The organism is Pseudarthrobacter sp. MDT3-1 (assembly GCF_054510755.1).
This window is the reverse complement of record NZ_JBTNDX010000016.1, coordinates 15,370-27,487: the sequence shown is the minus strand read 5'-3', so window position 1 is coordinate 27,487 and position 12,118 is coordinate 15,370. Positions and strand designations below refer to the sequence as shown.

The 12,118-nt window shown below is 63.3% G+C and carries 12 protein-coding genes; 7 read left to right on the top strand and 5 right to left on the bottom strand.

The window, feature by feature from the left end; translation table 11 throughout:
* Window positions 1-334: 334 nt before the first annotated feature.
* The gene (locus ACX80X_RS13500) at window positions 335-736 is read right to left on the bottom strand and encodes a VOC family protein (RefSeq protein ID WP_252598617.1); all 402 of its coding nucleotides are present in this window, start codon (window positions 734-736) and stop codon (window positions 335-337) included.
* Window positions 737-758: 22 nt separating this feature from the next.
* Window positions 759-1,184, bottom strand: a complete 426-nt coding sequence (locus tag ACX80X_RS13495) for a helix-turn-helix transcriptional regulator (RefSeq protein ID WP_252598616.1) — start codon at window positions 1,182-1,184, stop codon at window positions 759-761.
* A gap of 259 nt (window positions 1,185-1,443) precedes the next feature.
* On the opposite strand from ACX80X_RS13495, the gene ACX80X_RS13490 reads away from it, so the two are divergent.
* The 3 genes from ACX80X_RS13490 to ACX80X_RS13480 all read left to right on the top strand — a co-directional run bounded on the left by ACX80X_RS13490 (window position 1,444) and on the right by ACX80X_RS13480 (window position 5,807).
* Window positions 1,444-1,647: a helix-turn-helix transcriptional regulator gene (locus ACX80X_RS13490; protein ID WP_252598615.1), complete on the top strand. Its 204-nt coding sequence runs from the start codon at window positions 1,444-1,446 to the stop codon at window positions 1,645-1,647.
* The gene (locus tag ACX80X_RS13485; RefSeq protein ID WP_252598614.1) at window positions 1,640-2,830 is read left to right on the top strand and encodes a type II toxin-antitoxin system HipA family toxin; all 1,191 of its coding nucleotides are present in this window, start codon (window positions 1,640-1,642) and stop codon (window positions 2,828-2,830) included. Before ACX80X_RS13490 ends, ACX80X_RS13485 begins: the two co-directional genes overlap by 8 nt.
* A gap of 442 nt (window positions 2,831-3,272) precedes the next feature.
* The gene (locus ACX80X_RS13480; RefSeq protein WP_459312320.1) at window positions 3,273-5,807 is read left to right on the top strand and encodes an AMP-binding protein; all 2,535 of its coding nucleotides are present in this window, start codon (window positions 3,273-3,275) and stop codon (window positions 5,805-5,807) included.
* Window positions 5,808-5,858: 51 nt separating this feature from the next.
* Here the strand turns inward: ACX80X_RS13480 and ACX80X_RS13475 are convergent, their stop codons facing one another.
* Window positions 5,859-6,623, bottom strand: a complete 765-nt coding sequence (locus ACX80X_RS13475) for an alpha/beta fold hydrolase (RefSeq protein ID WP_252598612.1) — start codon at window positions 6,621-6,623, stop codon at window positions 5,859-5,861.
* Between the two features lie 356 nt (window positions 6,624-6,979).
* Here ACX80X_RS13475 and ACX80X_RS13470 point away from each other — a divergent pair, with 356 nt between their 5' ends.
* The 3 genes from ACX80X_RS13470 to ACX80X_RS13460 all read left to right on the top strand — a co-directional run bounded on the left by ACX80X_RS13470 (window position 6,980) and on the right by ACX80X_RS13460 (window position 8,811).
* Window positions 6,980-7,270, top strand: a complete 291-nt coding sequence (locus ACX80X_RS13470; RefSeq protein ID WP_252598611.1) for a hypothetical protein — start codon at window positions 6,980-6,982, stop codon at window positions 7,268-7,270.
* A 176-nt stretch (window positions 7,271-7,446) separates the two neighbouring features.
* Window positions 7,447-8,202, top strand: coding sequence for an ArsR/SmtB family transcription factor (locus ACX80X_RS13465; protein ID WP_252598610.1), 756 nt, complete (start codon window positions 7,447-7,449; stop codon window positions 8,200-8,202).
* Between the two features lie 234 nt (window positions 8,203-8,436).
* Window positions 8,437-8,811, top strand: coding sequence for a cupin domain-containing protein (locus tag ACX80X_RS13460; RefSeq protein ID WP_252598609.1), 375 nt, complete (start codon window positions 8,437-8,439; stop codon window positions 8,809-8,811).
* Window positions 8,812-8,916: 105 nt separating this feature from the next.
* On the opposite strand, the gene ACX80X_RS13455 is transcribed toward ACX80X_RS13460, so the two are convergent.
* Window positions 8,917-10,125, bottom strand: a complete 1,209-nt coding sequence (locus ACX80X_RS13455) for a Fic family protein (protein WP_252598608.1) — start codon at window positions 10,123-10,125, stop codon at window positions 8,917-8,919.
* A gap of 306 nt (window positions 10,126-10,431) precedes the next feature.
* Between ACX80X_RS13455 and ACX80X_RS13450 the strand changes: the two genes are divergently transcribed.
* Window positions 10,432-10,938, top strand: a complete 507-nt coding sequence (locus ACX80X_RS13450; protein ID WP_459312317.1) for a hypothetical protein — start codon at window positions 10,432-10,434, stop codon at window positions 10,936-10,938.
* Between the two features lie 132 nt (window positions 10,939-11,070).
* On the opposite strand, the gene ACX80X_RS13445 is transcribed toward ACX80X_RS13450, so the two are convergent.
* Entirely contained in the window at window positions 11,071-12,045 is a 975-nt protein-coding gene (locus ACX80X_RS13445) for a hypothetical protein (RefSeq protein WP_459312315.1), read from the bottom strand.
* Window positions 12,046-12,118: the final 73 nt, after the last annotated feature.

The window sequence follows — 12,118 nt, the reverse complement described above, 5'->3', positions numbered from 1 at the left end:
TGGAGCGCATTCGCCTCGTGCGCGACGACATTCAGGCCCGGTCCAAAAGCTTTAGCCCGTGAAGGACGCGGTCGCGGGCCAAGAGAAGCGGTGGAAGGTCGGTCATGTAGCGAAGATGCCAGCTGCGCGCCCTCGGCGCGAGGGGTAGGTGCCGCTATGTAGAGAAGTTCTGGCGACGCGCTTGTGCGTTTCCGACCCGCACCTCCACGGGCGCACCCGGAATATGGACTGCGTAGTGGAATATCCGGGTCGAAAACGAATCTGCGCGTCACAGAACCGGGGAGGAACGCACGACGTCGGCCCCCGGGTTGGGTGCCGACGTCGAACGTTAATGTCAGCCCTGGTTGATGCGGATCATGTTGCCGGACGGGTCGCGGAAGGCGCAGTCGCGCGGGCCCCACGGCTGGACGATGGGTTCCTGGAGAACCTCGGCGCCTGACGCCCGGAGGGTTTCGAAGGTGGCGTCGAGATCGTCCGTGTTGAACACGAGCATGGGCATAACGCCTTTGGTGAGGAGCTCCTGGATGGAGTCCCCGTCGGCCTGGGAGCGGCCGGCGTGGGGAGGGGAGAGGACGATCTCAAGGTCGGGCTGGGCGGCACTGCCAAGGGTGACCCAGCGCTGTCCGTCCGAGCCGACGTCGTTCCGGACTTCCAGGCCAAGGGCGTCGCGGTAGAAGGCGAGGGACTCATCGAGATCGTTGACGGTGACGTGTGCGTACTTCAATAAAATGTTCATGTCTCCCACGCTAGGGGAGCGGCTAGGAAGAGGCTTCTTCAATCCTGCTCGGTTTGCGCGCGGGCCGGGTGTGCTGGCGGGCGATGCACGTGGGCATCGCCTTTACGGCGTGGTGTTCGCGGGCCCGGTAGGCGCTGGGCGTCATGCCGACGATCTCGGTGAACCGCGAGCTGAAGGAACCCAGGGACGTGGAACCCACCTCCATGCACGCATCGGTCACGCTGGCGCCGGCGCGCAGCAGGGCCATGGCGCGTTCGATCCGCCGCGTCATTAGGTAGTTGTACGGCGTCTCACCGTAGGCGGCCTTGAACTGGCGGGAGAAGTGCGCCGCTGACATGAGGGCCCCGGCGGCCATGGTGGGCACATCGAGCGGCCGGGCGTACTCGCGGTCGATCAGGTCCCGCGCCCGGCGCAAATGTGCCAGGTTGGCCAGCTCCTGCGGTGTCATGAGGCAAGTCTAGTTTCACAAAGCCCCTGACACGCCGGGCTTTTGCGTGTCCTGGGCGGAGGGGCTGGGGAGGAACGTCCGACGGCGGCAGCCGCCCCGGGCAGTGGATGATCGGAAATATCCTTCTGATTCAAGCGTTTGCCCGTGATCATGAAGGGCAACAACGCATTTTCACAAATATGTTGCAGATTTGTATCCAATAGGGAAAAGTGGGCGGTGAAACCAGAGGAATCAGCAATATATTTCAGAAGGAGCCGCAGTGGAGGACGTCGCAGCCATCGGGGCGAGCATTCGGCGCGCCCGAAAGGAGGCTGGTATCACCCAGGGCACGCTGGCCGACCTGATCGGTACGTCCTCCCGGACCGTTCACGCCATCGAAACCGGGACCGGCAATCCATCCCTGGTCACGGTGGCCGCCGCGGCCAACGCTGTGGGGCTGCACCTCAAGGCTACCGATGCCTGACGACCTGGGGCGACTGAGATTCGTCCGCAGCGCGGATGTGTACAAGGCAGGTGTCCTGGCGGGACGTTTGAACCGGACCAGCCGCGGCAGTGTCGTCTTTTCCTACACGCCCGACTACCTCAGCACCGCCGGCCGCCCTATCGCGACCACCCTGCCTGTTGTCGCGGAGCCGGTGGAAGCACCCAGTGGCGCGCTGCCGTCCTTTTACTCAGGCCTCTTACCCGAAGGCCACCGCCTCACGGTCCTGAGGGACGCCGTGAAGACCAGCCTCGGTGATGAGCTCAGCCTTCTGCTTGCCGTCGGTGCCGACGTTCCCGGTGACGTGCAGATCGTACCCGCCGGAAAAGTGCCGGGGGAGCCACTGCCGCTGGCGGACACGTCGCGTCCGGAGGACCTGGACTTCGCTGTCCTCGCCGACGCAGTGGACCCTCACGGGCTACCGGGAGTCCAGGCCAAAGCCAGCGCTTCGATGCTGACCACCCCGGTCGCCTTGGCCAACCGGCGGTACCTGCTCAAACTGGATCCGCCGCGGCACCCTCATCTGGTCCTAAATGAAGCAGCGCACCTCACGGGGGCTAAGGCGCTGAAAATCCCGGTGGCCAAGCACAGCGTTGTCTCGGACCGGAATGGCCTGCCCGGACTCCTCGTGGAGCGGTTCGACCGCACGCAGGACCACGGGCTGCTGCGCCTGGCCCTGGAGGATGCCGCACAGGTCCTGAACCTTCCTCCGGCATCAAAATATGCCGTGAGCTCCGAGGAAGTAGTGGAGGCGTTGGCTGGGCTGTGCAAAGCCAAAGCTGTTGCCGTCAGGAACCTCTACCTGCAGTTCGTCTTCGCGTGGCTGACCGGAAACGGTGACCTGCATGCCAAGAACGCGTCGGTCCTGGAGGGCCTGTACGGCGGCTGGGTAGTGGCGCCGGTCTACGACATCCCCTGCGCGCTGCTCTATGGCGATGACACCATGGCCCTGACCGTCTCCGGCCGCGTCAAGAACCTCAAGGCCCGGCATTGGCAGGAGTTTGCGGCCAGCATCGGGTTGCCCCCACGCGCGGCCACTGCCGCCAACAATATCGCGTTGGCGGCAGCCACCGCTATCGATCTGGAAGTCCTTCCCTTCGCGGGGTCACCTTTGAACGGGGCGCTGCGGGAACTCCGCTTCCGCCGCGCCGAGCTAAAGGGCTGATCGGATGTCCTCCCGGTGATCGAGCCTGTCGAAATCATGACGCCTCGATGAGCAATTCCCATCCCGCCGGAACCGGGCCCTCTTGAACTTATCCAGGCCGATAATTTAGTACCTGCCGCGCGCCGGTCGTGGCGACGCGCAAACGGTCTGGCGCTACGCAAACGCGCCGGGGACCCCCGAATACGGGTGTCGACAGCGCGGGTGCGCGTCCTAAGGGAATGTGCGCGTCGTGGAGGAAGTGGGGAGGAACGTCCGACGGCGGCACTCGGCGAGGGTGCCGACGTCGTACGTCCCCGGTGGTCGAGCCTGTCGAGACCCCGGCATTACGCCAGCGGCTGGAGAAATACGGCATATTTTAGTTTCTTAATTCACCAGGGCTCGGTGTAAAGTTTCGGAGTTAGGCTCCCCTAATCTCTCCGAAGACACCTATGGACCCCATGCTATGAGCACCCAACTTGACCTTCAACGCCTGTCGTTTGCCGCGAACCTCGCGGACAACGGTGACAGGACTGCCATTGCCACCAGCAACGGGGTCCTGACGTATCGGGAACTGGCCGACCGTGTTGAGGAGCTGGGCCGGCGCCTCGGTACCGAACGACGCCTGGTGGCACTGACGGCCGGTAACGATGTTGACTCATTGGTGGGGTACTTGGCGGCCATGGCGGCCGGTCATCCGCTGATCCTCCTGCCCGCGGACAAGCCTGCCGCCCTGGAGTCCCTGGTCGAGGCCTATGATCCGGACGTTATCCTGAGTTCGGCGAACGGCCGGACAGTGCTGGAGGAGCGGCGGCCTGGCACCGTACACTCTCTGCACCCGGACCTGGCCCTTCTGTTGAGCACCTCAGGTTCCACCGGTTCACCCAAGCTTGTGCGGCTGTCCTATGAAAACCTCCAGGCGAACGCAGAGTCCATCGCGGAATACCTCGGCATCACGGAGTATGACCGGGCAATGACCACGCTGCCCATGTCCTACTGCTATGGACTGTCAGTGATCAACAGCCACCTGCTGCGCGGTGCCAGCCTGGTCCTGACGGATCTGTCCGTGGTGGACCCCTGCTTCTGGGATCTGTTCCGCAGCGAGGGTGCCACATCGTTCGCAGCCGTTCCCTACACCTTCGAGTTGCTCGAGCGGGTGGGGTTCGCCGCGATGAATCTGCCCACGCTCAGGTATGTGACCCAGGCTGGCGGCAGGCTCGGCCCTGACCTGGTCCGGCGCTACGCCGGACTGGGCGCAAGGAGCGGCTGGGATCTCTATGTGATGTACGGCCAGACGGAGGCCACCGCACGCATGGCATACCTCCCGCCCCGGCTGGCAGGTACGTCGCCAGGGGCCATCGGAATCCCTGTCCCCGGCGGCGCCTTCCGGATAGACCCGGTCCCCGGACTGGAGCATGGGGAGCTGGTCTATTCCGGGCCCAACGTGATGCTGGGTTACGCCCAGACGCCGGAGGACCTCGGCCTCGGACGGACGGTGGATGAACTCCGCACCGGCGACCTGGCGCGCAGGACCGCAGACGGACTGTACGAGGTCGTGGGAAGGCGCAGCCGGTTCGTCAAGATCGTCGGCCTGCGCGTCGACCTTGGCCAAGTGGAACGGATCCTTGCCGACCTTGGTATTCAGGCCGCGAGCGCCGGCACGGACCAGGGACTCGTCGTCGCCGTCGAGGGTGAACACGACCCAGCACTGCTGGGCAAGCTCCTCGCCCAGGGCATAGGCCTGCCCCGCGCTGCCCTGGAAGTCCACGCGGTGCGGGAGCTTCCGCGTCTGGCGTCCGGCAAGCTGGACTACCCTGCCGTCCTGGCGCTCGCCAAACCCACAGGTCAAGACGCGCCTTCCAGCGCGAACTCCGGAGCTACGCCGCAGGACAGTGTGGTGAAGATTTTTGAGGACACGCTGGAGCTGACGGACATTGCCGACGACGACACGTTCGTTTCGCTGGGCGGGGACTCGCTTTCGTATGTGGCAGCGTCCGTGCGGCTTGAGCAGGCGTTGGTGCATTTGCCCCCGGACTGGCACATCACCCCGGTGGGGGTGCTGGGGGCCCGCCTTGAACAGCCGCGGACGCGGAAGCGCCGCCTGTTCGCGCGGCTTGAAACCAGCATCGTGCTGCGGGCGGTCTCGATTTTCCTGATTGTCAGTACCCATATTGGATTCCTGCACTGGCAGGGTGCCGCCCACGTGCTCATGGCTGTGGCGGGGTTCAACTTCGCCCGGTTCCAGCTGTCCGGGGAACGCATGCCGCGGCTGCGGAAGCAAGCTGCCAGCCTGGCCAGGGTCATCATCCCCAGCATGGCCTTCATCGGCTTCGCCTACCTGGTCACCGACAGATACAGCCCGGCGAATATCGTCCTGCTCCACGCCATTATCGGACCCGAAGAGGTGACCACCCGGTCGCATTTCTGGTTCATCGAGGTGCTGGTCTACGTGCTGGTCAGCATGACGGCCCTGCTCGCCCTGCCCTGGGTCAGCCGGGCCGAAAAGCGCTTCCCGTTCCTCTTTCCGCTGGTGCTCCTCGCCGCCGGACTGCTCACCCGCTATGAGCTTTTTGAGCCGGGAATTCCGCACACAACGCCCATATTCTGGCTTTTCGCGCTGGGATGGGCGGTTTCCCGGGCCCGCCATATCCTTCAGCGAGGCGCCGTGAGTGTCGTTGCCGCTTTGACCATCCCGGGGTTCTTCGACAACCCCGCCCGTGAACTGACTGTCCTGGCCGGGATACTCCTGCTCCTGTGGCTGCCCAGTATTCCCGTCCCGGCCGGGCTCCGGCGCCTCAGCGTTCTGCTGGCCAGCGCGTCCCTGCACATCTATCTGGTGCATTGGCTGGTCTACCCGCTGCTGGTTGAGCTCAGCCCCGCCCTCGCCGTCGTGGCCTCACTGGCCGCAGGCTCCGCGTACTGGGCACTCTGCAACCTGGCGCCAACCTTCATCGGCCGCGCTAAAACCCGGAGATTGAACTTGTCGAAATCCGCCCGGTGATTGAGTCTGCCGCCCTCGCGGCGCCTGTCATGTACGAGGCAACCCTCAGGCTCAACACGGCATCATGGGAGGCATCCTCGTCGTGAACTGCCGGATGATCGCGGCCACCATGCCCGGATCGTTCTGGAACGCGAAATGGCCGTGTCCTTCGAGGACCCGCATCTCGGTGTTGGGGATTGCAGCGGCTGCTCGATGTGCTAGGTCCTTCACTTCTGGAGGGGTTTCCGAGCCCGTCAGCATCAAAGTTCGCGCGGTGACGGCGTCGAACTGGCCGGGCCGGTAGGTCCAGCTTTCTTCAGTCCTGCACTCCCTTGGCAGAGTCGGGGCAGACGCGAGGCGCACCGGCCACAGAGGGCTGGACCTCATCGAGTCGCGTTCATTCTCTGTCAGCGCGAGGGCGCCGAATGCCATGAAAATCGCCGCTTCCCGATCGCCCGCGGCCAGCGCCTCCTCGATCGCCTGGATCGAACCGGTTGGATAGGCGAGGCCGAGACCCGGCTCGTAGAGGATGAGCTGACGCACGTTGCTCGTCAGGGCGGCTGCGCCCATGGCGCAACCTGCTCCGTAGGAATGACCCCAAAGCGCGACCTGCCCGATACCGCGCTCCGCCACCGTATCCACGACGGCCGCAACATCTTCGAACTCCCGCTCGATGGAGTAACCGTCGGCGTCGGCGCTTGCACCGAAACCGCGGCGATCCATTGCGAAAGTCGTTATGCCGTCCCGGAGTTCCGCGACGAGAGGATCGAACCGCTTGTGGTCGCACATCGAGCCGTGTACCAACACCAGCGGAGGCCCGTCGCCGTCGACCCACACGGCGAGAGATGTGCCATCTCGCGACCGGACATCTAATCGACTCGCCCTGCTCACAGTACCCATTGTCGACCAGCGGACTGACTCACGCCAGACGGACGGCAACGGAAACGCGGACACCATCAACCGGGGCTTGCATCTCCTCAACGGGTTTGGCTTCCAATGCTCGCTGGCGGTCCCTGGGCTTTTTCCCCTGAGGCGCCGGGGTCGCTGTTGCGGTTTAACCTTGCGCGGAGGGCCTGTCGGGTCCTTACTAATGAAAGGAACCGCAGCACCAGGTAGATTTTGCTCTTGCGTCAGAGCACGCTCGTTCCACTGGCAAGAAGGTTCCAACGACGGATTACTTGGAGGAAATCGAAATGTTCGCCAGAGTCAGCACCTACGGAACGGGACCGGAAACCATCTCGGATGCCCCCTCGGAAGACATCATTAAGACGGTGCATGAAATTCCCGGTTTCAGGGGAATCTATTACCTGCACGGGAAAGGAACCGGCAAAGACCTGTCCATCACTCTGTGGGACTCCGAAGAATCCATGACCGCGAGCCGGGAGACGGCGAACAGGATCAGGACAGAGACCAGCATTGCTGAAAAAACGCAGATCCTTGCCGTGGAGGAATTCGAAGTCACGGTCAGCAGTCTCAAGGAGTGAACGACGGACCGGGCCGCGCGGACCAGGCCCTGGTTCGGTGCGCCCTTCATCGTTGTTCACCTCAACTCAGCGGATGTCAGGGAGTCTAAACCAAATTCAAGTGGATGCTTGAATATGGCTCCCAAAAGGAGCTACATTATCAAGTAGCTACTTGAGTGGATTTGAGGGATAGGCCGATGAACAAGCCCGGGAAGAGCACCGAAGACATGGGCAGTCAGACTTCCCTGGGTCACTATCCAGGTGGCCACAAGGCGAAAAGGGAACTCTTTGACGGATTCGCATCCGTTGCCAAGGTCCTTAGCAGCGGAAGGCGGGCGGAGATCGTGGACATCCTCGCTCAGGGCGAGCGCCCGGTTGATGGGATTTCTCACGAAATCGACCAAACGATCGCAAACACGTCACAGCACCTGCAGCAACTGCTCCGCGCAGGATTGGTGAAGACCCGGCGCGAGGGGACCAGGATTTACTACTCACTTAGCGGGCCCGCCGTATCCCGGCTCTGGGCTGCCGTCCGGGAGGTGGCCGGCGAACACCTCGCCGAGCTTGATGAACTTGCCACGTCCTACCTGGGCGACCGCTCAACTCTGATGACCATGACCCGCGCTGAACTGCGTGAGCGCATAGGCGATGGTGATTTGATAGTCATTGATGTCCGGCCAGAGGCCGAGTTCGAGGCGGGCCACATTGCCGGCGCGATGTCCGTGACGCTTAAGGAGCTGGAGACGCGGCTGGATCAACTACCCAACGATCGCATCGTTGTGGCATACTGCCGGGGCCCGTACTGCGTCTTCGCCGACAATGCCGTCCGGACCTTGAATCAGCATGGCATCAGAGCCGCACGTTTGGAGGAAGGCTACCCCGAGTGGAAAGACGCAGGGTTCCCCGTGGAGGCTTCCACCACCGACTTGCTTGGGCATGACCGTGCTTCGTAGACCATGGCAAGAAAGGGCGCCCCGGCCGCCCATCCAGCCACTCGGGCTGGAGGTCAGGCAACCGGGGCCAGAGGCCAGGTCGCCGCCAGAGCGGGCAAGCGGAGTACCGCCTTAGAGTTCGGTTCAGCCCTTTACGGCACGCCGTCCCGGGCCCCGCCGGACCTGCATTCCCGGAGCACTAATCGCGCCTCCGGAGGAACAGTTATAAACAACTCCCTATTGAGGAGAACTGAAATGCCTGCAGTAAGTGTCACAACCCTTGAATCAAAGTCCTTCAACGAACCGGATGAAAAGCGCCGTCCGCCAAAGACAGAAGTTGACGTCGTCAACATTAGTGGCACCACGCTGGGCAGGTTCACCTTCGAGCCCGGTTGGAAGTGGTCCGAGACCGTCAAGACCGTGGTCCACACCGACAGCTGCCAGAGCAACCATCTGGGCTTCTGCACCGCCGGTACACTCACGGTTCAGTTGGAAGACGGGACCCGCACCACAATCCACGCCGGGGACGCCTACGCCATCCCTCCGGGCCACGATGCGTGGGTTGAAAACGACGAGACGTTCGTGGGGTACGAAATCATGAGTGCGGCCTCGTACGCCAAGCCTGCCTAGAAGGCTAGTCGCGTTTGTTTTGGCTGCTGTCCTTTCTAGTAGTGGTGCGGCGGGCGTTGTGTTGGTGTCTTCGGCGCCAGCGTGAGCGTTGTGGGAGCTTGGGGCTCAGCCGCGGCTGCGGCGCCCGGCGCGTTCCGCGAAGGCGTCGAGAGCCTCGAGCATTTCCGGTGCCCGCCAGAAGCGTCCCTTCTTGAACTTGTCCACGCCGACGACGACGCCGGCCGCTTCCAAGACATCCAAAGCGCGCTTCTGGCGCATGTAATCCAGGCCGAGCTTGGTCTCCAGAACGGCGGCGTTCACCACCGGCTGGCGGGCGAGCAGATCCAAAACCGGCCAGACCGCGGAGTCCCGGCGCGCCGTGATCTTCGAGGCCCATGACTCCGTGATGGTCACGACGTCGTCGGCGAGTCGAGTGCCGTTGTCGATGGCAAGGAACGAGGCTTCCGCCGTCACAGTTATTATCGGCTCCGGGTTACCGGCACGGTAAGCAGTCAGTGCGTCGTGGTAGTTGGTGACATTGGCGAGCAGGCCGGCCGACACAGGGACGGTGACATGCGAGGCCACGCCACGGTGTTTGAGCATTGCGTGCAGCAGCGCCCGCCCGGTGCGGCCGTTGCCGTCAGTGAATGGGTGGATAGTCTCGAACTGCGCGTGCGCGACGGCACCCTGGACCATGGCGGGAAGGTCGGTGCGGCGTGCATAGTCCATTACGTCCTCCATCAGGGCCGGGACCCGGCTGTGATGAGGCGGTACGAAGTCGGCACCGATCGGGCTGACGTGACTGGAACCGATCCAGACCTGTTCGTCGCGCCACTGTCCGGCGATTTCTGCGTCGTTCGAATCGTGCATCAGCGCCCGGTGCATGTCCAGAATGCTCTGCGGAGCCAAATTGTCGGCGGCGGCGAGGGCAGATTCCATTGCGCGGACATTGCGCACTATGAGGGTCGCGTTGGCGCGGTCGTCGACGCCAAGTTCGGCTTCGGCAAGACTGCGGGCACTGGCGGTCAAGTTTTCGATCCGGGAGGACGCTGCGGATTCGCTGCGCAGCAGAAGTGCAGCGAACGGACGCACGTGTTCCCCGTAGCGTTCGTCAAAGCGGCTGATGGCCTGCGCAGCTTCCTCGGCAAGGGCCGCCGTGCTGGGGGATGGCAGGTAGGCGGAATCGGCGATCAGGGGCGGGATGAAGGCGTTGTAGGACTGCCCGGTCATTCCCGACAGGTAACTGCTGGTCCGGAATGCGTCCACCTTTCCTACCCACTCATGGCTCTCGTACCCGCCCGCTGGCCAACTTGCGGCGAACTGCTGCTGTCCCATGCGGGCGACCTATCTGTAAGAATCTCGTAGAAGTTCTTACATTTATATGCCTAAGTGTTAGAACTCGGCAAGGATTCTCGCATTTACGGACTCAGCAGCCGCCCGCCGGTAGTGGGGACGCGCAAACGGTCCCGGCGCTACGCATGCGCCCTGTCGACACGCAGATACGCGTGTCGACAGGGCGTTTGCGCGTCCTGGGCGGAGGAAGTGGGGAGGGACGCACGACGTCGGTCACCCGGCCCTGGTGGAAAAACTTGCCGTTGTGCCACGCCTGGATGTGGTCGCCGGTCTGCAGATTTATCTTCTGTGACTGTTGTGTCGTCTGCGGACGACTCCACCGCTGTTGGGATGGACCCAAAAGAGCTGCCTCAAATGGCCTACAAGGGTCGGCTCGTGCACGAGTTGCATGGCATCTACCGGTTCCCGGACCTTCCCACGGATGACACTACCCAGCTCAGGTTGGCCCTGCTCTGGGCTGGGCAGGGAGCTGTGCTGGACGGGGAAACTGTTTTGGCGATGTTGGACCTGTGCGACGTCAATCCGCGAGTCATTCACGTCGTCGTTTCTCCTGGCGTCCGCGTCCGCCGTCAGGGCAGGCCGGTTTTTCGTCTTCATAAAGGGCGGGTCGAGGTTGATTACCACCGGGGCCTTCCCATTGTGAGCATCCCGCAGGCTATTAGGCGGGCTGCCGAGAATGGGATGCGTCTTGACCTCGCCCGGCAAGCCGTCGACACGGCCGTGCGTAAGGAACTTCTGGTGGAAAGCCAAGCACGAAAACTGCGCACTGAATTACAAAACATGGGGCGGCGATGAAGCGTTCCGTGTATGCGGAACACTTCCCACCACGGAACCGTTGTGTCTATCGGTTCGTGTCACGATGCAGCGTGACGCTACGCATATGACCTGCCGCGAACGCAATACCGGTAGCGACAGGGCGTGTGCGCGTCATAGGTTCGTTCGCGCGTCAAGTTCCGCAGAACGCGCCCGACGGCGGGGCACGCCGGCCGCTGCCAGCATGCGTTCCAGCTTCCCCGGATCCTTCAGATCGGCCCAGTCCCACCTCACCACGTTGAATCCGGTGGCCCGGATTCTGTTCTCGCGCTTCTTTTCCTCCACCACCGCCTGCGATGCCGTCCTGCCCTTGAGGAACTCCGGTTTGACGTACTTCTCCTCGCCATCGAATTCGCCCACCACCCTTGCCAGCTTCCAGTAGAAGTCGGCATAGCCCACAAGCCCGTCCTTGTCGTGGATGGCTTGCTGCAGGACCGGCGTTTCGAAACCGGCAACCTGGATCAGCGCGCGGCTGTAGGACTCTCCCGCCGAACCGGACATTGGATCCGCGAAAGCCAAGGCGGCCAGTATCCTTCGCCCGGCCGCCGCCGAGTAGTTCGCACCGATGCCCGTCACCAACCCATCCTTGGTCAGGGCCCTCAGTCCCAGGGCGCGGTCCGGCTTCAGCACGTGGTCCAACGGGGCGGCCGCCTCCGTAAACGGCGTAAACGCGGCCAGATCCAGCACCGTGCGGAGGCGGCCGGTGACGAGCAGGCCCTCCCGCTGGACCACTCTCAGACCCGCCGGATCAGCGAAGTGTCGGACAACCCCGGCACGGGACCGGCCGCCGTCGTTCTTCATCGTCAGGGCGTGGACAGGATGGTGCAGGCCAATGGTGGGAATGCTCCAGACAGACGCGGCGGAATGTCCGGCAAACACAGTAGGACGTTCGAAGGTTTCCGCCGCCGCGCTGATGCGGAGCCTGTACTGTTCCCAGGGCTTCAGTCGCTTCCACGCGGGGCCGTCGGTGTAGACGCCGTGCCGGATCCGGACAAGCGAACCGGCATTGACTCCCTTGGCGAGGTCCTTGGCGGTCAGTCCGTGCTGGATGCGGTCGCGGGCCAAAAGGAGCGGTGGAAGGTCGGTCATGTACCGAAGATGCCAGTTGCGCGCCCTGTGCGACAGATCAGGCTGCCGCCATGTGGAAAACTACCTGCACCAC